32 protein-coding genes and 1 riboswitch are annotated in these 25,360 nt (G+C 32.0%); of the genes, 4 read left to right on the forward strand and 28 right to left on the reverse strand.

Annotation, left to right across the window (positions count from 1 at the left end; genetic code table 11):
• On the forward strand, positions 1-269 hold a 269-nt coding region (locus tag BMZ74_RS09635; protein ID WP_143070158.1), incomplete at its 5' end, for a transposase.
• 43 nt (positions 270-312) lie between these two features.
• Here the strand turns inward: BMZ74_RS09635 and BMZ74_RS09640 are convergent.
• The 21 genes from BMZ74_RS09640 to BMZ74_RS09740 all read right to left on the reverse strand — a co-directional run bounded on the left by BMZ74_RS09640 (position 313) and on the right by BMZ74_RS09740 (position 17,844).
• The gene (locus BMZ74_RS09640; RefSeq protein ID WP_089862039.1) at positions 313-762 is read right to left on the reverse strand and encodes a hypothetical protein; all 450 of its coding nucleotides are present in this window, start codon (positions 760-762) and stop codon (positions 313-315) included.
• 312 nt (positions 763-1,074) lie between these two features.
• A complete protein-coding gene (locus BMZ74_RS14520) occupies positions 1,075-1,350 on the reverse strand; it encodes a hypothetical protein (RefSeq protein WP_089862040.1) in 276 nt (91 codons plus the stop codon).
• A gap of 93 nt (positions 1,351-1,443) precedes the next feature.
• Positions 1,444-1,662, reverse strand: a complete 219-nt coding sequence (locus tag BMZ74_RS09650) for a hypothetical protein (protein ID WP_177181418.1) — start codon at positions 1,660-1,662, stop codon at positions 1,444-1,446.
• 98 nt (positions 1,663-1,760) lie between these two features.
• Positions 1,761-2,462: a hypothetical protein gene (locus tag BMZ74_RS09655; protein WP_143070159.1), complete on the reverse strand. Its 702-nt coding sequence runs from the start codon at positions 2,460-2,462 to the stop codon at positions 1,761-1,763.
• A 243-nt stretch (positions 2,463-2,705) separates the two neighbouring features.
• A complete protein-coding gene (locus BMZ74_RS09660) occupies positions 2,706-4,010 on the reverse strand; it encodes an RES family NAD+ phosphorylase (RefSeq protein ID WP_177181419.1) in 1,305 nt (434 codons plus the stop codon).
• A gap of 224 nt (positions 4,011-4,234) precedes the next feature.
• Positions 4,235-5,005 carry an N-acetyltransferase gene (locus tag BMZ74_RS09665; protein ID WP_089862044.1) on the reverse strand — a complete coding sequence of 257 codons (771 nt, stop codon included), beginning with the start codon at positions 5,003-5,005 and terminating at the stop codon, positions 4,235-4,237.
• 88 nt (positions 5,006-5,093) lie between these two features.
• The gene (locus BMZ74_RS09670) at positions 5,094-6,203 is read right to left on the reverse strand and encodes a methylated-DNA--[protein]-cysteine S-methyltransferase (protein WP_245750864.1); all 1,110 of its coding nucleotides are present in this window, start codon (positions 6,201-6,203) and stop codon (positions 5,094-5,096) included.
• An 87-nt stretch (positions 6,204-6,290) separates the two neighbouring features.
• The gene (gene speD / locus BMZ74_RS09675; RefSeq protein ID WP_218142069.1) at positions 6,291-6,650 is read right to left on the reverse strand and encodes an adenosylmethionine decarboxylase; all 360 of its coding nucleotides are present in this window, start codon (positions 6,648-6,650) and stop codon (positions 6,291-6,293) included.
• Complete coding sequence (locus tag BMZ74_RS09680) at positions 6,651-7,844, reverse strand: bis-aminopropyl spermidine synthase family protein (protein WP_089862045.1); 1,194 nt, start codon at positions 7,842-7,844, stop codon at positions 6,651-6,653.
• A 442-nt stretch (positions 7,845-8,286) separates the two neighbouring features.
• Positions 8,287-9,396: a glycoside hydrolase family 172 protein gene (locus BMZ74_RS09685; RefSeq protein ID WP_089862046.1), complete on the reverse strand. Its 1,110-nt coding sequence runs from the start codon at positions 9,394-9,396 to the stop codon at positions 8,287-8,289.
• A gap of 38 nt (positions 9,397-9,434) precedes the next feature.
• The gene (locus BMZ74_RS09690) at positions 9,435-10,280 is read right to left on the reverse strand and encodes a carbohydrate ABC transporter permease (RefSeq protein ID WP_089862047.1); all 846 of its coding nucleotides are present in this window, start codon (positions 10,278-10,280) and stop codon (positions 9,435-9,437) included.
• A gap of 18 nt (positions 10,281-10,298) precedes the next feature.
• Entirely contained in the window at positions 10,299-11,150 is an 852-nt protein-coding gene (locus tag BMZ74_RS09695; RefSeq protein WP_089862074.1) for an ABC transporter permease subunit, read from the reverse strand.
• A gap of 98 nt (positions 11,151-11,248) precedes the next feature.
• Positions 11,249-12,442: an extracellular solute-binding protein gene (locus BMZ74_RS09700; protein WP_342742443.1), complete on the reverse strand. Its 1,194-nt coding sequence runs from the start codon at positions 12,440-12,442 to the stop codon at positions 11,249-11,251.
• Positions 12,443-12,638: 196 nt separating this feature from the next.
• Positions 12,639-13,652, reverse strand: a complete 1,014-nt coding sequence (locus tag BMZ74_RS09705; protein ID WP_089862049.1) for a LacI family DNA-binding transcriptional regulator — start codon at positions 13,650-13,652, stop codon at positions 12,639-12,641.
• Positions 13,653-13,897: 245 nt separating this feature from the next.
• Positions 13,898-14,332: a hypothetical protein gene (locus tag BMZ74_RS09710; protein WP_089862050.1), complete on the reverse strand. Its 435-nt coding sequence runs from the start codon at positions 14,330-14,332 to the stop codon at positions 13,898-13,900.
• 264 nt (positions 14,333-14,596) lie between these two features.
• The gene (locus BMZ74_RS09715; protein ID WP_089862051.1) at positions 14,597-15,085 is read right to left on the reverse strand and encodes a GNAT family N-acetyltransferase; all 489 of its coding nucleotides are present in this window, start codon (positions 15,083-15,085) and stop codon (positions 14,597-14,599) included.
• Between the two features lie 35 nt (positions 15,086-15,120).
• Positions 15,121-15,903 carry a nucleotidyltransferase domain-containing protein gene (locus tag BMZ74_RS09720; protein WP_089862052.1) on the reverse strand — a complete coding sequence of 261 codons (783 nt, stop codon included), beginning with the start codon at positions 15,901-15,903 and terminating at the stop codon, positions 15,121-15,123.
• Between the two features lie 36 nt (positions 15,904-15,939).
• Positions 15,940-16,353 carry a GNAT family N-acetyltransferase gene (locus tag BMZ74_RS09725; RefSeq protein ID WP_089862053.1) on the reverse strand — a complete coding sequence of 138 codons (414 nt, stop codon included), beginning with the start codon at positions 16,351-16,353 and terminating at the stop codon, positions 15,940-15,942.
• A 68-nt stretch (positions 16,354-16,421) separates the two neighbouring features.
• Positions 16,422-16,895 carry a GNAT family N-acetyltransferase gene (locus BMZ74_RS09730; RefSeq protein WP_089862054.1) on the reverse strand — a complete coding sequence of 158 codons (474 nt, stop codon included), beginning with the start codon at positions 16,893-16,895 and terminating at the stop codon, positions 16,422-16,424.
• Positions 16,896-16,935: 40 nt separating this feature from the next.
• A complete protein-coding gene (locus BMZ74_RS09735) occupies positions 16,936-17,241 on the reverse strand; it encodes an NUDIX hydrolase (protein WP_089862055.1) in 306 nt (101 codons plus the stop codon).
• Positions 17,242-17,292: 51 nt separating this feature from the next.
• Positions 17,293-17,844 (reverse strand): helix-turn-helix domain-containing protein, encoded by a 552-nt coding sequence (locus BMZ74_RS09740; RefSeq protein ID WP_089862056.1) that lies wholly within the window; start codon positions 17,842-17,844, stop codon positions 17,293-17,295.
• Positions 17,845-17,981: 137 nt separating this feature from the next.
• On the opposite strand from BMZ74_RS09740, the gene BMZ74_RS09745 reads away from it, so the two are divergent.
• The 3 genes from BMZ74_RS09745 (at position 17,982) to BMZ74_RS09755 (ending at position 19,475) form a co-directional block, all read left to right on the forward strand.
• Positions 17,982-18,689 (forward strand): AzlC family ABC transporter permease, encoded by a 708-nt coding sequence (locus tag BMZ74_RS09745; RefSeq protein WP_089862057.1) that lies wholly within the window; start codon positions 17,982-17,984, stop codon positions 18,687-18,689.
• A 4-nt stretch (positions 18,690-18,693) separates the two neighbouring features.
• Positions 18,694-18,999 carry an AzlD domain-containing protein gene (locus tag BMZ74_RS09750; RefSeq protein WP_245750865.1) on the forward strand — a complete coding sequence of 102 codons (306 nt, stop codon included), beginning with the start codon at positions 18,694-18,696 and terminating at the stop codon, positions 18,997-18,999.
• Positions 19,000-19,208: 209 nt separating this feature from the next.
• The gene (locus tag BMZ74_RS09755; RefSeq protein WP_089862058.1) at positions 19,209-19,475 is read left to right on the forward strand and encodes a helix-turn-helix transcriptional regulator; all 267 of its coding nucleotides are present in this window, start codon (positions 19,209-19,211) and stop codon (positions 19,473-19,475) included.
• A gap of 55 nt (positions 19,476-19,530) precedes the next feature.
• Here the strand turns inward: BMZ74_RS09755 and BMZ74_RS09760 are convergent, their stop codons facing one another.
• The 7 genes from BMZ74_RS09760 to BMZ74_RS09790 all read right to left on the reverse strand — a co-directional run bounded on the left by BMZ74_RS09760 (position 19,531) and on the right by BMZ74_RS09790 (position 25,334).
• Positions 19,531-20,865 carry an amidohydrolase gene (locus tag BMZ74_RS09760; protein WP_089862059.1) on the reverse strand — a complete coding sequence of 445 codons (1,335 nt, stop codon included), beginning with the start codon at positions 20,863-20,865 and terminating at the stop codon, positions 19,531-19,533.
• Between the two features lie 81 nt (positions 20,866-20,946).
• On the reverse strand, positions 20,947-21,411 hold the full coding sequence (locus BMZ74_RS09765; RefSeq protein WP_089862060.1) for a hypothetical protein: 465 nt from the start codon (positions 21,409-21,411) through the stop codon (positions 20,947-20,949).
• Complete coding sequence (locus tag BMZ74_RS09770; RefSeq protein WP_089862061.1) at positions 21,411-22,268, reverse strand: DUF3100 domain-containing protein; 858 nt, start codon at positions 22,266-22,268, stop codon at positions 21,411-21,413. Before BMZ74_RS09770 ends, BMZ74_RS09765 begins: the two co-directional genes overlap by 1 nt.
• Positions 22,269-22,470: 202 nt before the next feature.
• The gene (locus BMZ74_RS09775; protein WP_089862062.1) at positions 22,471-22,809 is read right to left on the reverse strand and encodes a phenylpyruvate tautomerase MIF-related protein; all 339 of its coding nucleotides are present in this window, start codon (positions 22,807-22,809) and stop codon (positions 22,471-22,473) included.
• Positions 22,810-22,877: 68 nt separating this feature from the next.
• Positions 22,878-23,948, reverse strand: coding sequence for an ADP-ribosylglycohydrolase family protein (locus tag BMZ74_RS09780; RefSeq protein WP_089862063.1), 1,071 nt, complete (start codon positions 23,946-23,948; stop codon positions 22,878-22,880).
• A 54-nt stretch (positions 23,949-24,002) separates the two neighbouring features.
• Entirely contained in the window at positions 24,003-24,656 is a 654-nt protein-coding gene (locus tag BMZ74_RS09785; protein ID WP_089862064.1) for a potassium channel family protein, read from the reverse strand.
• Between the two features lie 109 nt (positions 24,657-24,765).
• A riboswitch (cyclic di-AMP (ydaO/yuaA leader) is annotated at positions 24,766-24,891 on the reverse strand.
• A 167-nt stretch (positions 24,892-25,058) separates the two neighbouring features.
• Complete coding sequence (locus BMZ74_RS09790) at positions 25,059-25,334, reverse strand: metal-sensitive transcriptional regulator (protein ID WP_089862065.1); 276 nt, start codon at positions 25,332-25,334, stop codon at positions 25,059-25,061.
• Positions 25,335-25,360 lie beyond the last annotated feature (26 nt).

Here is a 25,360-nt window from a genome sequence, read left to right on the forward strand (position 1 = left end):
TACAGATTCCTGATGTTAAAGAGTCTATTCAAGCTTTAAATAACTGGTATGAAAATGTTAGTCAGTCTAAATTAAATCTTTTCTATAGAGCTAAAGGAACAGTAAAACGCTGGGAACAACACATTATTAACTATTTTAAAACTAGAATAACCAACGGATTTGCTGAAGGATTAAACAACAAAATCAAATTAATCAAAAGAATTGGCTACGGTGTTCCCAAAGTTGAAAACTTAAAACGCCGAGTATTTTTATCATTGCTAAGTATTTAAGAGTAATTCAAAAAAACAAAGAGATAACATGATTCAAACGGTGCTATTTAGATTTCACAACATTTGTCAAAGAACCAACATTTTTAACTAATTCTAATGAATTTATTCTATTTAGAATCTTTTCTTTATAGTCATCTGATAATTGTAAAGTTGTAATGATTAAAATATTCTTAATTTCCAAGCTATCATTCAATATTCTATCAAAAAAATTTTTATTATTAACTAAATGTATTAAAGAGGCTCTATTAGTATAAGATTTAATTTCAATTATTGTCTTACCTTCAATTTGATCAAAACCATCTACCGCATATCCATCATATTCCAAGTACCTATTATTTGTGTCTGGATTCCTATAGTAAGGCTTAAACTCTTTGCCTTGATCTTTTAAATATTTAGCAAACAATTTTAATATTAATGTTTCAATCATCATATGAAATCTTCTAGGATTGTCATTATTTTCTCTAATATTTTTAAAAATATCTTTTATAGTCATTATTAAATACCACCTTTATAACAATATTATTTGTACATTTGTTCTAAGTATTTCGCATAACGTCCCTGGTGTTCCCGACGTGCTCGTGCCGTTAGGCCTGGCAGGACTTTTGCTTGTGTTTTTGCAAAAGGCATGACAGAGAGCATGTCCCGAAGGGTAGCCGATTTTTGGCGTCACGGGAACACCATGTTAGGCGAAGTAGTACTTGGGTAAAAAATCAAGAATAAATACATTAAAACTTGTTATAATAAAATTAATTAACTTTAATTCCCTATTCATTAAAAATATTTGATACCTGCATTACTTTTAAAATTATTTACTTAATACATCTGAGCAAACTTTTTCAACTTTTTTGATAGCTGTATATAGTCTTTTTAATAATTCATCTTCTTCAGACATTTCCCAAAAAACAGCTTCATGTTTATGCATTTCTTTTAAATGTTTTTCAAATTCTTCATCAGTCATATTTTTTCTTCCCTGACGTTTCCAATAATGTTCTCCTAACATTTGTGCAGATATAAATATTTCATTTATAATCTTATTAATCTCGTGAAAAGGAGCAATTGTATCTGATCCAAACAATGCCATATAACGATATTTGAGACTATTAAGTTTGTTAAAATCTTCTTTTACTTTTTCATATCTCTCAAAAACTACATAAGCTTGATCTAATAATTCTTTTTATTGAGGTGTTTCACCGGAACTACTTTTTCTAGTAGAACCTTCCCCTTTATAACTGAAAGGATTTCTTATCATTTTAATATGATCTTTACATTGATAAAATAAAACAAGAACTTCTTCTGCAAGTTCCATTTGTTTTTTACTTTTTAATTCTCTTCTCCATTCATTTATTCCCTTTAGAGCAGCAAAAGACGCAACAATAATAGATAAACTCTTCAATATATCAAATATGTTTTTAGAAAAATATTTTAATGTACTTAAAAAAAACTCCAAAATAATTATATACACTCCTAAACTAAAGAAATTACTTATGATACCTACATTAGTGAAATTATTGTACGAATAATAAAAACTGCACAATCAAGTGCTCTCTTTACAAATATGGATGAAGAATTCTGTTCTCCATGAACATCTGAAAACTCTCTTCTACATGCACCTAAAACATAACCCGCCTGATTAACTGATCCTCTATGATTTTGCCAAAATATATTTATTTGTCTATCAGAAAGATTTGTTTCTTCCAGAGTTCTTTTATATTCAACTTCAAATACATCAATAGATTTTGCTACTCTCTCTTGATAAGAAGCATCACGATGATCTCCCAGATCATAAGTTTGGTAAACATCTTCAGTTAAACTATCAACAGCTCCACATATAGATGTCATTGCTCCAGTAATATCACCATCTCTAAATCGCTTTAATACTTTTTTTACCTCGTTATGCATTTCTTCTGGTAATTCACTAGTATCAATATCCATTTGTAAATCTAAAGGATATGGTTCATTGCCACTAATACCCCATCCAACTCTTTCTAAAACTTGTTCCAAATCTTCTTTTAAAGATGATTTTCTATTTAAAATTTCTTCTATACAATAACTAACAACTCTATTTTTCTCTGTTTGAGACAAATTAAAAAATAACTCTTCTATTGCATCCATTAATTGTCCCTTACTAGTTCCTCCATGAAAACTTTGCTGTAAATGAGCTAATTCATGAATTGGTAACCCTGCGGCCCCCACAATATCTTTAATATTTGCAAAAGAAAATTCACTTCTAATAATTCCTCTAATCGTGCCCCAAGTATTAGATAATTCCAAATTATATTCACTCCCATTTATGATATTAGTAAGCACTATTTCGCCTAACGTTACTGGGATTTAAGAAGTTTATGAGGCTTAGGGCGACTGCCCTTGCCGAATAAATTTGCAATGGAGCGCAGCGGAATCTTCAATCCCATGTTATGTGAAGTTACTTTTTGAAAATTAAATATTTAAATCTACAAAAGTAGCATCAGGATCTGTTAAAAGTTCTTTATCAATAAAATCAATTTCCTCAAATGATTCTTCTGAATTTATTGAACTAGTAAATTTTACACTTTCAATTTGTAAAACTTCAAATTTTTCTAAATACATTATATTTTTAAATGAATCAAGTTTATTTTTAAAATAATCTCTTGAAATATATTTACTTTGATAAGCGTCACTATCTGGTCCACAAAACAAGGTATAATTAGAACCTTCTTCTGACTGACTGCTATAATACTTTATTCCATTGTAATCTAAACTCCTTATATATTCAGAAAACAATTGCGTAGGCACATATTCTAACATAACATCATATGGAGATAGAGGTTTAGATATTTCTTCTATAAAACCTTTCAAAAAATCTTTACCCCATCTAATGTCATGTGTATAGTCGGGATCAAATAAACTTTTAATTTTAAAACTAGGTATTTTAGTTAAATCTAATATTTTTAATTCTTGTGTCAAAATAAATTTACCCAACCAGATTTTATCACCAACATTGGGTTTGATTTCTGAAATGCAAACTTCACGATTATCTGCTACATACATATAAGGAATCCCTGCTGGACTCATTCTATTATTAGAAGCCTTATTTAATGGAGGAGGTCCCATTTCTTTCATATAGGACTTTGGTTCACCAGATATAACACCATCTCCTTTAACCCTTACACGCCAAATTTCTTTTCCAACTTCTAGTTTTATAGTATTATCCTTCATAAGTTTTGCTATATTATTTAATAAATTTTCTCTATTTTCAAGACCAATGTCAAAAAAACGATTGAAATGTTTTACTTGGTTTTTAAAAGTATTCCATGAATAAGAAAATTCATTATATTTTGCTCCATTTAATTTTCCTTTTAGAATAAATTTTGCTTGCTCACCATCAAAAATGTTTGTTTCATTATCATTTTTTTCTTGCTTACTAGGACTACCATCTGTTATTAAATCATTACAAAGATTTTCAGTTTTATTCTTTGATTTTAATTTTTCAGAAAAAGCATCCTCTTGAGAAAGTATATCAAAAGGCACCTTAAAATCTATATCTTTTTGTCCTATATAATCTTTATATTTTGCATATTCAGAATCATTAATATGATCATATGCTTTTAAAATTGATTCTCTTATAAAAGGACCTAAATCTGAAGTTTTAGTTATATTTATTTCATTTGATCCACAATAATCACAATTACCTTTCAAATTTGCTTCTTTAATTTTTTCTTTAATGAATTTATTATCAAAACATTCAATACAACAGATTCCCAAAATAAGCCCTCCCATTTTATAGATGTTTTTTAATAAATTAATTGATATATCTTAAAAATTAAGTAATTTCATATAATTCACTTATTCACGAACTAACTTACATTAATCCCTTAAAAATAAAGATCTTAACGAACCTTATTTCATTAATATCTTATATAAATAAAAAATAGACAATATAATAAATATTCAATAAAAGTAATAATTATCCTTTGCATAAACCAAAATCAACTAAATTTACTCACAATTTTATCGAACCTACTATCCATACAGACACTCAAATCAGTAGTCACAAATTTACCATTATAAAAAAGGCTAAAAATAGTAGCTGGTGTTGGGGCAGATTGAGCCATCTCAAGTGTAGTGAGTTTTATTACTTTAGGAACAAAACCTCTTTTTTGGCCAGTTTCAGCAAATGATTGAGTAGCATGATACTCGCTATAAGGGCATCGTTCTGTATAATAAACAACATAACCTTCTTTATCAGGACATTCACCAGTCCGAACTGTTTTTTTGAATTCTACCTTTGTTTTTCCCTCATCTAGACCAAATTTTAGCCTGAGTAAAACAAAGCCAGCAGGAGTTTCATCTACAACCTTAAAACCTTGTTTTTTAAGCCATTTACCATCACTCATAAAGTGATATTTTTTCTTACCAACTACTGTTACTAATCCAGCCATATTTTCTTCTTTAGCTGCTTCAATAGCCTTAGCTAAAAGCATTTTACCATGCCCCTTTTTCTTATAAAGACCAGAAACCCAGAAACAGCCCAAAAACATATAATTATCTGCTTTAATAGGTAGCCAGGCTTTTTCAGCTGGGCCATACTCAATAAAAACTTTAGCTCTTTTATCTAATCTGTAAAAATTATAACCATTCTTAAACTCTTTACTCAACCAAACTTTTTTGGCCTGATAACCAGCAGAACACTTTTTATCAGAAATTGCACAACAAATATGCTCATCTCTAATATTTTCTGAATTAAGTTTAATATACAATTTTAATCACCACTTCTTATCATAATTTTCTAAAAATAATAACTAAAAAAATTATATCATTCAACAAAAAAAACGGCAAATAGTTATATCAACTATTTGCCAATTTTTGCTCATGATTTAAGAGCCACTCTTTTCTCCAGAGTCCTGCTCCATAACCACCCAGGCCACCATCACTTGCAGTCACACGATGACAAGGAATTACCAATACTATTTTATTTTTATTATTTGCATTACCAACAGCCCGGTAAGCATTTTTATTATTAATTGCAATTGCAACATCTTTATAGGCTCTAGTTGTACCATAAGGAATCTGCTGTAGCTGCTGCCAGACTTGTTTTTGAAAGTCAGTTCCTTTTAATTTAAGAGGTAGTTCAAAATATTTTCTCTCACCAGCAAAATACTCTTCAAGTTGCTGCTGCGCTTTCTCAATTACTGGTACTAAATCCTCCTGATAACGCTGTTCAGGTTGGAACTGCAGACTAACAATCTGCTGATCAGCTGCCTGAATTTCAATTAAACCTAAAGGAGAATTATAATAAGCAACTTTATTTTTAGTAAATAGTTCTCCTGGACTGGCAAACTTATCTGGTAAATTAAGACTAGTCGCTTCCCAGAGATAGAAAGAAGCTAGTGTATTATAAGGAGTAAATTTTTGCTTAAATTTATTAAATTGTTTTTTACTTGGCTCAGAATTTAAACCTTCAAACCACTGAATTCCCTTTCTAATTCCCAAGTCATTATAACTAATCACATTTTGTCGATTTAAAGAAAATATTAAAAATATTTCGGCAGTCCAGACTCCAATTCCTTTTAACTTAACTAATTCTTCAATAATCTGCTGATTGTTAAGCTTCTTTAGCTGATCTGGTTTAAAATCCCCATTTACTACAGCAATAGACAATTCTTTTAAATAAGTTACCTTACGATTAGAAAGTCCACAATCTAATAATTCTTCTGCTGATATTTTACTAATTCTATCAGCAGTCACTACTCCCAATTCATCTTGAAGACGCTGCCAGATTGAATCTGCTGCTGTCCCGGAAAGCTGCTGAAAAACTATATTTCTTACCAGAGCCAGAAAGGGATCTGGTATTCCTGTTCGTTCAATCTCTCCCAGATAGTCAACTAGATCAGCCATCCGCTGATCTTTAGCCTGCAAAGCTGCTAAATCATCTTTTGCTAGCACAATTTTCTCCATCCTTACCTCCTTTTTTATAACTTGAACAAATATATTATTAATTATACTAGAAGGTAAGTTTACTTACAAGCTAATTGATATTAAATCTCAAATACCTCTTTCTATAATCTGCAGCTGACTGCTAAGAGCTTCAAAACTAGCTTTTATATAATCAACAGCAAGCAGAGGATTTAATCTTTGCCCACAACTAAAAATATCAACTGCTGCATATTTGTACTCAGGCCAACTATGAATAGTTAAGTGCGACTCTGCAATCACAACCACGCCTGTAACTCCCTGAGGAACAAATTGATGGAAAAAAGATCCCAGCACATCTGCTTCTGCTTTTACAGCAGCTTTTAGCATTACCTCTTCAACCAGTTTTACATCATTAATTTTTAATTGGTTACAATTATATAGCTCTAAAATTAAGTGTTTACCTAAGTTTTTAATTCTATTTTGTTTCATTTAATTATCTCCTTTCAAATTTGATCTTTTTAAGTCAAAAATATGCTGCCCACAGTTAAAACAACCTTGCTTTTTTAAAGCTGTGATTGTCTCAAATTTGCTCTGACTGCCAACCAGATAAATTTGCCCACAAGTTTTACATTGATAGAGCCGCTGTTTAATATTACATTCTCCAGTATATATTGGCCTGGCTTTTTGTTTACTTTTGGCAAGTAGTAATTTTCTGTTTAGAGTTGTTGATTGAGCAGTTGTTTCTAAAATTATCATATCACTCTGGCCAGCTATAATTTCAGCCCCTTCATATTGATTAAAAGCTGGCTTAATTTCTTTGATAACTAATCCCAATTGAGTAAATAACTGCTGTGACTTTAGCTTGAATTCTGGATATTTAGCTGCCATAGCAAGAAAAATAGTCTGCTGACCTGCTGATTTTAAAAAACTTATCCCACTTTCTAAAAATAATTCTAAACCAGTCATTGTATAAGGTGGATCAAGAAAAAGACAGTCATACTCATGTCGCAGTTCAACTTCTGCTTTAGTTCTTAAATCAACCTCTTTAGTTGTTAAATTAATTTGATATTGATCAGCTATCTTAGTAATATAAGTTAAGATTCTTCTATCAATATCTAATACAGTTATTTTAGCTTGTTTAGCTGCTACTTTTTGGGATAACTTTTTAAGCAGCATTCCTAGACAAATACTAACTAGGTCATCATCTCCAAGACAAAGAATATTTTTACCCAGTAGCGAATTATTTTGTACAGCAAGTAAAGCTCTATGCAAACTTGTTTCAGGTGTAGCTTTTGCCTGATCAAGTGTTACATCTGCTGCTGGACGCTGACTAAATATTTTCTGCAAAAGCTCTAACTCAAATTTGAAATCTAATTCTAAACTAAAATCATTCTTAACTATCTTTTGCACCAAACTATTTTCAAAAACATGATAGCCCAGTTGTTGTTCAACATATTCTATTGCTAATTTAGTTAGTCTAATTCCACTCTGCTGTTTAATAAAGCCAATTTTTTTGAATTCATTTTTTATTGCAACAACTATGGGGATAGGCAATGCTAAATTAGTAGCTAAACTGCGATTAGAAATACCCTGCTTTAAATAGACTGTTTTTAAATAATCTTCCAGTATTTTTATATCTTCTCTTAATTCTAAATTTTGATAAACATCTTTTAAATAATTCAATTAATTTTTGCTCCTTTTTTGAAGTTTTAAAATTTTAATCCAAATTAATTTTTATAAGCTTAAAAACAAAAAAACCACAGGCATAATAAACCTGTGGTTTAAAAATAATTATTTTAAAATAAGCTGTTCTATTAATCAGAAACTAGCTTTATTAATTAAAAAAGCTATGGGTAAATAAAACCCATAGCTAATTATACTTAATATATTAAATGAATCTATAATTGTTCAACCAGGAATTTATTAATCTAAAATTTCACAGACTAATTTTTACTAAAAATTGGTAAAGAAACCCCTTGTAATTTTAATAAAAATAGCTTGGAAAAATTATTTAATTTATTTAGATTAATAAACCTACATTCATCAAGACACTCCTAATAAAAATTGAATTAATTTAAATTACATTCTAATTATAGCAGTTAGTATTTTTTATGTCAAAAATATTTTATCTGGGCCAGCGTTCTTCTTTAGCCGGTAAAAGTGGAAACTTATTATGAGGCTCTGACTGATACCAATAAGCTACAGTTGCCACATCATCTTGTCTTTCAAATAGACCTTTATTACTAACTCCAATCTGCTGCATTGTCACCCTGATATTTTTCTGAAAACGAATTGGATCTAAAATATGCCAGCGATAAAAACCTCGCATGGGAGGACAATCATCATTATAGTAAAGACTAGAAGCCAGCTTGTCTGTTTTTGAATAATAGGGATAACCTAAAAAAGGAGTTGAATAAGTATTTTCAACTGTTTTACCGTTTTCTTGACTGGCAAAACTCCAGGCCCCTCCAAAATAATCTTCAGTTCCTGTTCCACAGATAGTTGGATATTCCTGATCATCGTCGAGATAAAACTTAAGCTCTCCCTCTCCCCACCAATATCTTTCGAGAGTTGTTAAAGCAAGATATGTGCCAACATACTGACCTTGTCCGCTTACATTATCTAAAATAACATAGTCTTCCTGTATTTTAGTAATTTTTTCACGCCGCCACTGAGCATGAAAATATGCTGTCTCTGCTGGCAGTTCAGTCGGTAAACTATAGTCTATTTGATAGAAAAAAGCTGGAATATCAACTTCATGTTGATTTTCAATTGTTATTTTAGCCTTTTTACGAAAAGGCATACTAAAATAGGAATTCATACCTCTAGTTGGATTAACAACTATTGGCAGTGAGTTAACAAGTGCTCCTCTGGCAAAACCATTACAGAAAAAATCTCCTAGAGGAGTTTCAACAGAAGGGTTTTCTTCCCCATCCCAATACATGCGCAATACTAGATCTCTCAGCACAAAAAAATCTGCTTCAGTTTTATCAGTAACTGTTAGCCAGATATGATTTATTATCCCCGGGCCATCAATCTCAGCTAAAACTCTTGTTTCACCTGCTTTAATTTTTTTCAAGCAAGGAGAACCCTTCCGTGACTCACCTAATTTACTGGCAGCTTGACCACCTTTTCCTTTTTCTCCCCGGGGGTTTTCAGCGGTAATTGATCTACTCTTACTGTTATTCATTAAAGGGAGAGTACCTAAAGTATTTAAAAATGGATTATTTAACATTGCTTCACTCCTTATTAATTATAATTAAGATAATTTTATTAAGCTTTTACTCCACCGGCCATAATACCATCCATAATTTGTTTTTCAAAAACAGCTACAAAAATAATAATTGGCAAAATTATTATCCAACCCATAGCACTGACTAAATCCCAGGGCACAGAATACATATTTCCCTGCAAAGGAAGTTGGGTAATCGCTGTTGATAACACCTGAATATTATTAGCATAAAAAAGTGGAATAAAGAATTCATTTAAGCAGATTATAAAGTTTGTAATTGCTACTGTTGCAATAGCAGGCTTTAGCAGCGGCAGAACTATATTAAAAATCATCTGAAAGAAATTAGCTCCATCAATTGCTGCTGCTTCTTCAATTGAAATTGGAATATTATTAACAAAATTTCTTAAAATTAAAACTGTAAACGGAATAACCTGACTTATATAAAGAATTATTAACCCAGGATAAGTATCATATAAATCAACCTTACGCATAAAATCATACAGGGGACGAGCAGTAACTACATTCGGAATCAACATCGAAAAAAGAATAAATAAAAAAGCTATATTCAATCCCAGACTATTATAGCGAGCAAAAGCATAAGCTGCCATAATTGAAACTATGGTACTTACAATTAAAGTAATTCCAATAATAATAACTGTACTTATTATTTTATTCATTAAACCAACATTTTTTAATAAAAAGATGTAATTAGACAGTGTAGGATTTTCCGGTAGATAATTTATTGGTCGTTGAAACAATTCTCCACTGGGAGTAATTGAAGAAATAAAAATCCAGTATAAAGGAAATAAAATCAAAAAAGCTACTAGCAGAGCAATTATCCATTTAAATACACCTGTCAAAAATAATTTTTGTTTGGACTTTAACATTTAATTCGCCTCCTTACTTTACTTTTTATTTGCAACATATAAATTTAGGGAACTAAAAATTAACATTGCAATAAATAATAATACAGCTAAAGTAGCTCCATAACCTAAATTTAAATTAGTGAAAACTTCTGTAGTAATCCGATAAGCGATTAATTCAGTATCTGACCCTGGGCCACCGGAAGTCATAGCATAAACTATATCAAAAGAAGCCAGTCTCCACATTGTAAAAGGAATAGATAAAATCAAAATGTTTTTCATAATTAAAGGCAGTGTAATTTTTAAAAAAGCCTGTACTTTAGTCGCCCCATCAACACGGGCCGCCTCATAAAGTTCATTCGGAATAAATTGCAGACCTGCCAGAACCAGAATTGCAAAAAAAGGTAGATCTTTCCAGACATCCATAGCAATTACAGCAAAACGAGCCGTATTAGTATGAATTAACCAGCTCAATTCAAAATTAGCAAAAAATCTTCTGATAAAATCATTTACCAGGCCATAATCATTATTAAAACCCCACTTAGCAGCCATTCCAATTACAACCATTGGCATTGCCCAGGGAATTAAGACAATAGTTCTTAAAAAACGTCTTCCTTTAAAATCCATATTTAAAATTAATGCCAGAATAACCCCAAATATAATATGTAGCAGCATCGAGACAACTACAAAAATAAAAGTAAATTGAATAGCAGTTAACACCTTGGGATCTTTAAATACATCTAGATAATTTTGTAATCCAACAAATTCGTTTATTCCTCTCAGCAAACTTACTTTATAAAAACTGATTTTAAAAGTAGCAAAGATTGGATAAATTATAGTAAATCCTCTAATTACTAATGCTGGTAAAACTAATAACCAGGCAATTAACAGCATCGATTTATTTTTCTTCAAATTATCTTCCCCTCCTTAAACAGACCTAGCTTAAAGTAAGGTCAGCTGACAGATAAAATTTATCAGCTGACCTACCAATTTTACTTGTACTGTTCTACAAATGATTGCGCTTGCTGACAAAATTCATCTATTGTAATTTTATCCTGCATTGCCTGTTGAAAAATAGTGCCCATTTGAGTTATAAATTCCATTGTTTGAGGTGCCATTGGTCTTCCTCTTACTATACACTCTTCACTATACCTTTGATACATTTTTGTTATTTCATTTTCTGGTATTTCCTTAGCTACATCTGAACGAGCCGGAAATCTATCAAAGTTATCCCAGGCACTCAACATGCCCTGTTCACCTGCTACATAGCGTAAAAACTTATAGGCAGCTTCTTTATTTTTAGAAGCAGAATTTAAAACATAACTCCAGGAATCAGTAAAAATACTTCTAGTTTTAAATTCAGGCATCATTGCCATATGAATCTGATCCTGCCCATAGCGATTAGCTGCCCTATATTCAGCTCCTGTTCCCCACATGAAAATCATTGCATATTTACCATCAATAAATTTTTGATTCAGCTGCTCATATTTATCTGCTAATTGTTCAATTGGGGTTACCTGCCATTTGTGGACCATGTCATACATAAACTGAATTGCTTCTTTATTGGCGGGATTTGTCCAGTCAAAATAATCTCCACCAAACAAATTAACGAAAGTTGCAATTTCATTAAAGACATAGGTTCTTTCCCAGGAACCACCATAACCATAATTACCATCTACAGAAGCTGCTTTAGCAAAAGCAATAAAATCTTCCTTATTATCAATTGAATCAAAACCATATTTATCTAACTTTTGCTGATCAACCCAGAAAGCAAGATAGCCACTATAGCCAGGAACTCCGATAATATCGCCCTGGCGTGAAGTAATCATATCACTCACATAACCATCTGGAAAATATTTCAATATATCTGCTGTCAATACCTGAGCTTGCAAAGGTGCCAGCCAGCCACTATTTTTAAAAGAAGATGCCATTTCATCATTTAACTCTAAAATATCAATACTGCTGTCACCTGAGGATAAAATAGTAGTTACTTTTTGCTGCCGGGTGTCACTGTTTGTAGGTGCAGCAATTACATTAATTTTTAATCCAGTTGCTGTTTCAACATCATTTAACCAGTCTGAAAAATCAGGATCAGTGGTTAAAATACTATAAAGTGTAAGATCATAATCCGCTGCTGATATAGAAAAACTAAGCCCAAATAATAATAAAGTAATGCTAACTAAAATTAATAAGTAATTATTTTTTTTCACAAAAATACCTCCTTTTTATTTAAAAAACAAAACCGCTGAGAACTCACCTCCTCAAGAATAAATTATAAGCTTAACCATCTATATTAATATCAATTTTAGTCTAGTAGTAAACGTTTACTACTAGACTAAATTAATAAGCTAAATTGCAAATTTACTACTTAATATTCTAGAGTTATTTAGCTTTTTTTAAGTTAGCCACACTATCACGGATAATAAGCTGCTGAGAAAACTTATTTTGTTCTGCCTGATAATCTGGCTGTTTAATTTTATTTAATAAAATTTCTACCGATTTTTTAGCCAGCTTTTTTTTAGGTAGACCAACTGTTGTTAATGCTGGATAAAGATATTCTGCAATTGAATCATCATAGCCAATTAATGAAATTTCAGCTGGAATTTTCAGCTTATATTTTCTAAAAGCCCGTATTGCTCCTAAAGTAAGAAAGTCATTACACCCAATTAAAGCTGTAAATTCCGGTTTCTTATCCTGTAAATAATTAGTAACTGCTGTATAGGCTGCTTTTTCATCATGACCAGCAGTAGTAATTAACCAGTCATTATTAAACTCAAGTCCAGACTCAGCTAATTTTTCTTTAAAAAAATGAAATCTTTTATTTTGGTTGCGGCTATCTGCTACTTTAAGTAAAGCAATTTTATGATGGCCCTGGCTAATTAGATATTCAACTGCCTGATCCATTCCAGTTTTCTCGTCACTAGTTACCATAGACTCTTCTTTAAAAATATCTGGCTCAAATAAAATAACAAAAGGAATCTTTTTTTGCTGACAAGATTCTACTATTAATTTCCCACAGCTCCTAGTTTGAGTCATAATCAAACCATCTATATTCGAAGAATGAATAATACTCAAATAAGATTTAGTTAAATCTACTCGAGCTTCATTATTTAATAAAATTAGGTCATATCCTTTTTTAATTAGCGAATGCTGCACTTGGTTAATAAATTGAGCAAAAACCAGATTTTTTATCGAGGGAACTATGTATAAAATTCGTTTAGTATTACCAACTTTTAGAGCTCTGGCAACTGGATTTGTTTTATAACCCATCTCATTAATAACTTTTAAAACTTTTTCTCTAGTTGCCTGAGCAACTGGTCGGCTGTCATTAATAACTGAAGACACTGTTGCAATTGATACTCCTGCTTCCTCTGCTACATCTTTAATTGTAACCATATTATATACCCCTTATTAATAATTATTACTGACAAAAACGTTTACTATAACTTTATATTAAATATTCTTCACTATTTTAAATATCCCTGCTAATTTTTTAAAAAATTTTTAAAAAATTAAATATTTAATATAAATCAAGCTAATTATTTTGCTAATTTATAATTTGAATCAATAAATAATATTAAAAATTAGCCTGACTGGCTAGATTAAATCAATAGAATTAATCTAACTCATCAGGCTTTAATTTATTCTGCCTTGCTTATCCAGGCCGATATTTCTTTAATTAAATGATTTCCTTCTGCTTCTTCAATAGAATTAGCAAATTTTACTGTCTTCATTCCATAATCAAAAGCTAATACTCCCCCACTATAACCCAGTATTTCCAGAAAGTATTTAAAGCTAAAGTAAGGTCGCTGATTGGCAATTCTTAGATTTTTTAATTCACTAATAAGATATTCTTTCTGAGAACCAATCCCGAGAATTTTTCTTTTAACTAATAAATTATTTTGCTTAAAAATGATTCTTTCTTTACCAAATATATTCCAGAAAAATCCAAAAGCAAAAAAAGAACCTAAAGGAATAAAGATAAACACCCAGATTGCAATAAATAATAAAAATTCTCCATTAGTTATTCCATTAAATATTATTGAAACAACAGTTGTTAAAACAATAATTGTCATAAAAAGCCACTGGATAGTGAAAACTCCTAAAAAGAAAAATCTAAAAAAATTAAATTTAACTGGAATTGTGATTGCAAGCTGATCAGCTGTTTTATCAATTACTGCTCTGCCTTTATTTTGTGGTGAAATAGCTGAAATATTAATTCCCTCCCTAGTAAATATTAATTATTAATTGCTTTAATTGTTCATAAATTTGGTCTTTATTATACTAAATAGAATTAAGACTTACAAGTTAATTTATCACATCTAAAATATAAATTATTTTTATTTATTATCTAATTTATGTTCGAGCAGCGTATAACGAGGTTTAAAACCAAGTTCTTGATAAAAATCTGCTGCTGACTGGTTAAAAGACCAGACAGTTAATTCTAATTCTAAAATCTCTAATTCCTTTAACTTAGCAGCTGCAGCCTGATAAAGTAATTTTCCTAAACCCTGGCGGCGATATTTTTTTGCTACACACAGATCATTAAGATAAGCGTAACGTCTGTTAACTAAATTTTCATTCTCAAAAGTATCCTTTAAGTCCAGCTGACAAATGGCCGCAACTTCGTTAAAAGGAACTGCAATTACAACTAAAAGAATTTGCTGTTCAGCTGCTAAAATCTCTTTGAATTCAGTTTTTGTTAGTGGTTTATCAACTTTTTTATGTAAATCTGGACGCTGCCGATAATGAAGCAGGTAAACTTCCTGCATTAATGCTACAGCTCCTGAATAATCAGTAATTTTTGCTTCTCTAACCTGCCATTTCACATTTAAAATCTCCTTTAAATAAAATTATAATAATCTTATAAATCAGCTACTGGAACACTACCATTCAACCAGTTAAGTTCTCTATCCTGCATAAATAAATTAGGCCAGCTGTCAGCACTTTTACTCCAATTTCTAAAATCTTTAATTAGCCGATAAAAATTATTAATTCGTTGTTGATCAGGTTCTTCTAATAATAAGTCAATTCTGGTAAGCAAACCAGTTGGCTTTTCTTTTACATCAGCCAGTACTTTTAAAAACCATTTATGATAGGGATAAAGCTGTTCATTTTCAGTCAGAATAAGCCGGCCCGCAAATAAAATAAATTGGGTAATTGAATAATTTAATAGATATAGATTATTATGTTTAAGTGCTTCTTCTGCATACCATTTCCAGGCTTCAAATTGAGCATAAAATCTAGCTATTCTATCTTGTTTTCCTGCCTGGGGATAGCTAACAATTTTCTGCAACAGCTGTTCCAGATCTGCAAAATTAGAATAGCTAATTAGAGCTCCCTCAAATGCAAATCTAGCCGGCTCACTTCCCTGAGTGGCAACTTTCTTTAAAAATTCAGGGCTAATATATTTACCATCTATATATCCGCCCTGATAAAAATCAACTGTTTCGTAATATTGTAAATTATTATCTCTTTTACAACGCTTATATTCTGCTTCAGTGACTAAAATCATTAAATCAAGATCAGAATCTGGACGAGCAAAACCATGAGCGATTGAACCGGAAACAAGCACAGCTAAAACAGAGCTCTTTTTAGCTAACTTTTTAGTAATATAGTTAAGAGTTTGCTGATGGTGTTTAAACATGATAATCCTTCTTCCTTAAAATAAATTAATAATAAACTAAATTTTTTTATAAATCATCCCAACTGAATCTGGCTCACTAAGCTGAAAACCAAATTTTTGATATAAGAATTGTGCTTTCCCATCAGCTAAAAGAACAAGATAGGCTTCTTGCGGAGCATGTTCATGATAATAATCCATTAAAACTTCCATTACTTTAGTTCCTAATCCCTGCCCCTGATATTCAGGCAAAACAGCTATATCTGTAATTAAAAAACTACAGCCACCATCTCCAACAATTCTTCCCATAGCAACAACCTCTTTGCCAGTAATTATCTGAACTCCAAACCAGCTATTCTGCATTGCAGTTGCTGCTCCTTTTTTATTTCTTTTACTCATCCCAACTGCCTTTCTAATTTTCAAATAGTCAGCAGCTGAGGGAGGGCTCTTAATTATTTCAAGTTGATCTGCCATCAAACTATAACCTTCTTAATAAATTGTTTAATTAGTAAGTGTAATTTTTGCTAATTTTTAATCCCTAATTAAACTGATAATTTTTTTTCCAAAAATACAGCTTCAGATAGAGGATTTCCATTATATGAGTCAATTTCATAAAAACCAAAACTATGGTAAAGGTTAAGAGCTGGCGTAAGTGATTTTAAAGTATCAAGCCTAATAAACTGATAGTCCAATTGAACTGCCTTATTAAGGGCTGTTCCCATTAATTTTCTGCCAAGTGCTCTACCTCTACATTGGGGTTTTACATAAAGCCGTTTTAATTCACAAATATCTTCAGACAGAGCTTTAAGAGCAACACATCCACAATAATTATTATCATCTTTTACAGCAAATAGTGCTCCTGTTGGTGGTGTATATTTACCTGGTAATTCTTTTAATTCAGATTGAAAGTCCTGAAAATCAAGATTAACTCCTAAATCTGCTACATACTCGTTAAATAATTTGCGAATTTGGGCCAGTTCTTTTTTATCTGGCTCAACTAATTCTACTATTTTCATTACTCATCTTCCTTTCTCCTATTGTACAAAATAAAAAAACTTAATCAAAAACTGCTAGTTTTTTATTTTTATGGTGAAATTCAAAACATAATTTGATTTGTTCTTTCGTATTTCTGCTTTTTGATAATTTTGGTAAATTATCCACTGTAAAAAATTGGGCAGTACTTGTTTCTATATTTTCTGCAAACTGAAACTCCACTAACTTACATTCAACAAATATTTTATAAACAGCAAAAGCAAGTGGTGGTTTATTATGTTGATCCCTATCCTGAACAGCAATTAAATTTAATGGTATTATTTCTGCTCCAGCTTCTTCGCTAGCTTCTTTAATTAAATTTTCTCGCACAGAAAGACCAGCAAATCTAAAGTCGTCATTTATTTTCCTCCCTAATCAATTTTAATTATAAAAAAGAATTAAATAAATTTTGATTAAATGGTCAGTTTGATTATAATAAGAGTGCTCACAATCTGCTTTAAAATGAATCATTTCCCCTTGCCCAGCAGTTAACCTTTTATCAGCTGCTGTAATCTCCAGGCAGCCATCTATCGGCATTACATACTCTTCTACTCCATTACTATGTGCTTCTGAATTATGCTGATACCCTGCTTCCATCTCAGTTAGATATATTTCAAAACCTCGTTTTTCTGTATATGGCAGCAGAGGATAAACTCTATACATATTTTCTGCTTCCAGAACTGGTGTAACATCAGTTTTACTAACTTTTGACATAGTCTGTTTATTTTCCTCAACAAAAAAAGAAAAAGATACATTTAAACTTTTGGCAATTTTCCAAAGTGTTTTTACAGTTGGATTTGATTCTCCTCTTTCAATCTGGCCGAGCATTGATTTACTAACTCCGGACAGCTCTTCTAACTGGCTTAAGGTATACCCTTTTTTCTTGCGTAATTCTGCTAATTTTTTATCTATATTTAAATTGAAATCTTCCATAAAATCAACTCCGTTATCTCTTGAATGTTATAACGCATTAATATATAATATATTATACAAACTTTTAATAATAATTGCTCATCAAATATTTTTTATATCTTTTAACCTATTGTATATTTAAGGAGGGAGTTGAGTCAATGAATTTTATCGATAATTTTAAGGAAGGGTTAAAAAGAGGAATTACAATAGCACTTGGTTATATCCCGACTGCTATTACATTTGGCTTAATAGCAAGTTCTCAAGCTGTTCCTGCTCAGATAAGTATTTTAATGTCAGCCCTGGTTTATGCGGGTGCCAGCCAATTTGTAGCTTTAAACCTAATTAAACTTGATACAGGGATAATTAGTATTATTTTAACTACTTTTATTGTAAATTTAAGACATTTTTTAATGACAGCAGCTTTAGGCCAGCGGATTAAAGATAAAGTAGATCACAAATGGATGCCTCTACTTGCGTTTGGAATCACTGATGAAAGCTTTTCCCTAATCTCTTTAACAGATAATGATTCGTTATCTTTTGGTTTCATTTTAGGAATTAATTTAATTGGTTATCTGGCCTGGGTAATTGGAACTATTTTTGGAGTTTATCTGGGTAATGTTCTACCAGAAATAATTCAGGTTAGTATGAAAATAGCTTTATATGCTATGTTTATTGGACTGCTTGTACCAAGTATGAAAAGATCAAAGCCTGTGCTGTTTGTAGCAGTGCTTGCTTTACTTATTAGTGCTCTACTTAACTGGGGGCCAGCATTTTTAACGTCACTGGCTCAGGGATGGAAAATTATCATTATTACTATAATATCTTCTACAGCTGGTGCCTGCTATTTTAGAAACGAGGAGGTTTAAAATAATGAATAAATTAATTTTACTTATTATCGGGATGACCCTGGTTACTTATTTACCCAGGATGCTGCCAATGCTGCTTTTTTCTCAGCTCGATCTCCCCCCATTTTTAGTTAAATTTTTTAAATTTATCCCTTATACAGCTTTAACTGCTCTTATTTTCCCAGCTGTTTTAAACGCAACTCCTGACCACTGGTCTGGTATCTTTGGAGCTTTACTGGCGGCTTTATTTGCCTTAAGAGAAAATAGCCTATTTACAGTTGTTTTTAGTTCAATTGCAGCAGTTTTATGCTGGCAGCTGTTTTTTATTTAAAAAATGAATCTAATTATCCTTTAACTGCTCCTGCTGTCATGCCCTGGACTACTCTTTTTGAAAATATTAAATAAATAATTATAACTAGCTAATAAAAATAGTATAAACAATTTACTTAAAAAATATTTTTAGAGTTCACAGCTGTTCAAGCAAGCTATGAAAATATTAAAGATATTGTCTTACGGATTATCTCTTTAGCTAGAGCAGTTATGGAAGAGCTAACAACTGAACTGGAAGTAGAATTAATTTATACTGATTTTTATAGTGAAATTGATAAATATGAAACTATTATAGAAATAAAAAATTGGCTTGGGGGTCTTTTAAATAAGTTCATTGATATAATAATAGAAAAAAGAGAAAAACAATATAGTAAATCTACTAAAAAAGCTATTACTTACCTAAAGAATAATTATCAAACCACTATCACTCTAGATAATATAGCAGCTGAAGTATATTTGAGTCCTAACTATTTTTAAAAAATATATTAAATTAAGCCCAAGCCAATATCAGCAAAAAATTAATCTCAACTAATTAATCTAACTCACTTGCTGTAAAATTATCTGTCTCTGAAAAACTGTTCAATAACTCTAAGTAACTTGTTTTAGTCAAAACAGGTTGATGATTATTAATAACCTGTCTGGCTGTTTCTGCATTCTTAAAAAGTAAATCAATTATTGTCATAGCTAATGCTTTAACGGGTAAAATATAGGCTGTTTCTGGATCAATTATCTTAAAATTTCTTGTGTGGAGATCTCCAGTTACACCACCAAAAAAAGGATGTAAAACAGGCATTAAATGAGATATATCTCCAAAATCAAAAGAACCCGTAAAATCTCCTCCAACTGTAATTTTAGCAGCAGATTCTAAATTAAGCAGATTATCCTGCAAAAGCTGATCAAGTTCTTGATTATTTAATAAAGGTAAATAGCCAGGAATATCTTTAATTTCTATTTCAGCCCCAACAGCAAGTGCCCCTGCTTTTAAAGCCCGGTTTACTTTCCGATTAGCATTCTTCATAGCACTAATATTTCTGGCTCTAACATAACTTTCCAGATGAACATCTGCTGGTACAATATTAACAATATCCCCCCCTTTAGTGATTATAGGATGAACTCTGACACGATCCTCATCAGTAAAAGTCTCTCGTTGAGCATTAATATTATTAATCGCAAGAACTGCTGCATTAAGGGCGTTAATTCCTTTTTCAGGAGCTGAACCAGCGTGTGATTCTTGACCTTTAATTCTTATTTTTTTACCAATGAATCCGTTACCTTTAGGTCCAATTAAAGCTTTTTTATCCTCAAGGTTAAGAGAATGCATCATCACTGCTAAATCAACCTGATCAAAATAGCCTCTTTTTACTAATTCCTGTTTACCACCAAAAAAACTTATTTTACCAGATTCCTTCAGCTGATCTCGGTAGGCAAGTTCGATAAACTCTTCGGCTGGGGTCGAAATAAACTTAATACTACCGCTTAATTCGGTTTCCAGTCCAGCCTTTTTTAAAGCAAGTGCAACACCATACATCACACTAGACTGCACATTATGACCACAGGCATGAATTGCCTTAGTTTCTGGATCTGCATCAGGATGTTCAGCACAGGTAACTGCATCTAGCTCTCCTAAAACAGCCAGGCAGGGCCCAGAATTTTGCATTGTTAGTTGAGCATTAATCCCTGTTATATCCTGATTATATTGATAATCTAAATCAAGCTCCGCAAAAGCTGCTGCCATAATTTCAGTTGTTTTATTCTCTTTATATCCTAACTCGGGATTTTGATAAATTTCTTCTCCAACTTTAATAATTTCTGAGCGATGTTGGTCAATAATTTTTAGTACACGATCTTTTATTTCGCTTTTTTGCAAGTAAAACACTTCCTTAATAGAAATAAGTAGCAATAAAATTAACAAAAACTAACTATAATAAGTAATTTAAATTTAAAATAATCAAATAATCCCCTGAATTTTTAGTACTATTTGAGCAACAATTGCTGACCCAAAGAAAGTACCAATAAAAACCGCTATTGCAACAATAAATACTTTCCAGCTCAATCTTTTTAAGTCTTCAATTTTATTACCAACTGAAATACCCGCAAAAGCAAGAATAGGAGTTGTTGTACCTAAAAAGTTAACCTGATTAGTATATTTTAAAAACAACTCAGCTGTTGGCATAAAAGGCATACTTAAAATTAAAGCAATTAAAGATGCCCAGGCAAAAGCAGGAAACTTAAGAGCAGGAAAACTATCTTTAATTACCAGAGCAATAAAAGCTATTAAAGCTATTATTATCATTCCTGGTAAGGAAGAAATAATTTGCATACCATAACCAATTCTTTGACCAATCAAAATCATTACAGAAATAACAGCCAGCATTTTTAAATACTCAAATCCTCTATCTAATTTCAGGCTCATTATTTTTCACCTCGATTTCTTTTATCAAAAACTGGTGATAGCTTATCATACATAAAATTAACCAGTGGTAAGCCTAGAAAAACAACTGAATAAAGCCCAGTTACTCCTGTCAGCATATTACTAGTAGCAGCATAAGCAAGAATACTATCTTTCATTTCTGGTACTGCTTCTGCTAGTGCACCTGAAGCAGCTGCCATCATACTTCCGCTTCCCATTCCACTTGCCATTGCAAGAGCGAGTGGGTGCAGTCCAGTTGCTACGGCAAATCCACCCAGCAAACCAAAAAAGATAGTTCCAAAAACTGTTCCCATTAAATAAGTTCCTAACACTCCTGTTCCTTCTGGTGAAGAAATTCCATACTTTTCTCCAATAACTCCCAGCGTAGGTTCTCGACAAATACTGGCAGTTGCTCCAACTGCTTCTCTTCCCATACCTAAAAAGAGTGCCAACGGTAAAGCAATAAAAACTGTACCTAGATTACCAAGTTCCTGCAGCAAAAATGCTGGTCCTGATTTAATTACCTGGACAATATTTGGGCCAACTAAGGTCCCATATTTGACTCCCAACGGCAATAATGCAATCATCACATAAGAACCAGCTGTTTTTACTTCAGTCATCGAAATAAGATCTCTCAGCTTAGTAATTTTTGCTCCTAATAAATCGGGAGTAATAATAATTCCAATTATAACAGCAAACAACATTGGCAGCAAAACAACCTGGCCCGGACCAATTGAAAAAGTCTTTGTTCCAATCATCTCAGTAATAACTACAATTACTAAAACCGTTAGATAAAGCTTTACTAATGAAGCAGGTTGTTCAGTCATTTCTAATTTACTTCTTTTCTTCTCTTTACTCATTAAAAAATCTCCCCCTTATAGCAATAGACTAGTTGTATTATATTTTTCTGTCTGAATAATGTCAAGCAAATTTAACCAGCATCTGGAATATCCTTGTATACTTCGTTAGAATAGTGATATCATCTGTAAACTATACCTTAATTTGGTAAAAAAAAAAGCCAATCGCTATTAGCGATCGGCTTTCTAATTTTATTAACCAATTTTAGAATGTACTACCCTTCCAACCCCACATTGAACCAGACACTGAGGCAAACTCGATATAAATTCGATCGGGACTTATTTCTAATTCTGTACTTATAAAATCACAAATTACAGCTGATAATTGACTGGTAGCTGTTTCTTCTAAGCCAATACTTTTTAATTCAACAAAAGCTGCTGGTTCAGTTGAACCAGCAAAAGTCAGGCTGAAATTACTTTCCAGAGCTGTCATTATATAAGTTTCTGGTTTACCAAGTTCAGCAGCTAATTTAGCTGATAATTTTTTTAATAAAGCAGTCTCATCAGCTAGTTCTTGATTAGTTTGTAGTTTTAAATAAGGCATTCAATTATCACTCCTTAAATTAATCTAGTTTCGACTCGTTACTTATAATATTCAATTTACCAATTAAACTATAAATGAGCAGTCATCCGTTCAGTTAAATCTAAAAGTTCTTCCTGATCATTTAAACCATCTAGAAAACGCTGTGGTATCCCCTGCAGACCAACTTGAGCGCCAATTAAAGCTCCTGTCAACATTGTCCTCACCTGATTTTGACCGCCTCCGTTTAGGGCATGTAATACTCCTGCTTCAAAATTATCTTTATAGCGCGCACTTAAGTAATAAACTGCCGGCAAAACATGATAAATAGCACAGGGCATTCCATAAACAAGCGAAACTTTCCAGGCGGGCTCAATTGTAATTCCTTCGTCTTCCCAGGCCCGGGCCATATAGGCAGGGCTCATCAAACCATCGGGAGAAGAAAATAAGGTCATTGACTCAGCAGCAGTTCTTGCTTCTGTTGGTGGCTTAAGATCAGCTGCAGTAATTTTATTATAAGGCAATTCTCCACCAGCTACTTTATTCATCAATTTTTTACTAATCTCTTTATCAAGCTTTTCACCCTGAATTAAAACTGCCAGCAGAGCGCTAAATGCTGTTGTCAAGGAAGCAATCAAATCATCGCTCTGGGTTAATAATGTATTAGAGGTAACACTTAAGGCAAGTTTTTCTAAATTATTAGCATAATAAACTGCTGTTGCTATATTTCTTTCTAAAGCTTCTGTTGTATCAGCATTACTGGCTACTTGAGACCAATCTTTACCCTGCTTAACTCGCTGCTTCCAGAGATAACGCATCGACTGACTTGTATAACCTCCCGGGCCACCCATTGGCTTACCATCAAGTTCAGGTAAAAACTGCTGATCCATCATCTCACAAAAAGCCTGTTGATCATAGCCTGACTCTGCTAATAAATTTTCCGCCAGCAGTTTCATTAAAATTGCTGACTGCGAAATATCTCCTGCCTTTAAATTACCATGATAACGATTTGGTTTAGGATCTGTATAATCACTAATCCAGTCACCATATTCTGCTCTCATCTTTTCTAGATCATAATACCAGTGAGGTCCAACACCTAAGGCTTCTCCAATAAAAGCTCCCATCATAGCACCTTTAGCTCTTGCTTTAAGATCAGTACTCATTAATATGACCTCCTCAAACTAGTAGTATTCAATAATTTATATTAATTAATCAATCTAACTGCCAAATTCTCTCATCTTTTCTAAATTATCATTTTTACCCATTAAAACTAATTTATCACCTTCCAGAATTTTATCATCAGCGCCTGGAGAAATATGCAAATTTTCGCCTCTTTTGATAGCCATTACATTAACATCAAAATTAGCTCTAAATTCTAGTTCTTTTAAGGTCCTGCCAAACATTTTATCAGTTGCCAGAATTTCAATAACTCCATATTCTGGAGCAAATTCTATATAATCAAGCACATTTGAAGAAATAAGATTATGAGCAATTCTGGCTCCCATGTCACGCTCCGGATAAACAATACGATCTGCTCCAACTTTGGTTAAGACTTTACCATGTAAGCTATCTGGAGCTTTAACAATTACATAGGGTAAGTTTAATTCCTTTAAAATTAAGGTACATAAAATATTAGCAGAAACATTATCACCAATACTAACTACTGCTACATCAAAATTTCTAACCCCTAAAGTTTTTAAAGCATCCTCATCAGTTGCGTCTGCTTCAACAGCATGAGTAACCTGAGTAGAAATTGATTGAACTTTTTCTGCATCACAATCAATTGCCAGCACATCATAGCCACTTTCTGCCAGAGTTGTAGCAACACTGCTCCCAAAACGTCCTAATCCAATTACAACAAATTGTTTCATAATCTATAACCTCCATCAAACTCAACTTAAGTAAGCTAAACTACTCTCAAAACAAAAAAACACCACAGATAGACTGTAGTGCCATTTAAATAATCGCCATGACAGGCAGTCTGTCCTTTAATAAAATCTACGGAGTTAGCTGTCGGGCTGGAAGTAAAGGTCTTCCTCTAAACTTAGATTCGCCCCAAATCGGTGGGTTCCCCGCTCTCAAATAGAGATTCGACAACAGATAATATTCTTTTTAATTATTAAATCATAATTTACTTTGTTTGTCAATTATAGATAAAATCAGGCTTTTTAATAAATCAAGTTATAAAAACCAGGTTTAAACCTGGTTTTTATAACTTAAATTTACTTTTAAATAAAATCTGAACTACAATAATTAAAACAAAATATCTCTTGCTAATCTGTAAATTTAGCTAATACTTCCATTAGCTCATCAATAACTGCATCTCCTTCTTCATTTTTAACTGCCCGCTGTACACAACCATGAACATGTTTATCAAGTATTTTTAAAGCAACCTTTTTTAAACCACCCTGGATTGCTCCTACCTGGTGTAGAATATCTACACAATATTTATCTTCTTCAATCATACGCTGAATCCCACGAACCTGACCCTCAATTCTTTTCAATCTATTAGTAAGATCTTTTTTATCAAGATCACATAAAGAATTCACTTCAATTACCTCCTTCTGCTTCAATA

This window comes from Halanaerobium salsuginis, from assembly GCF_900114545.1.
GTDB lineage: Bacteria > Bacillota > Halanaerobiia > Halanaerobiales > Halanaerobiaceae > Halanaerobium > Halanaerobium salsuginis.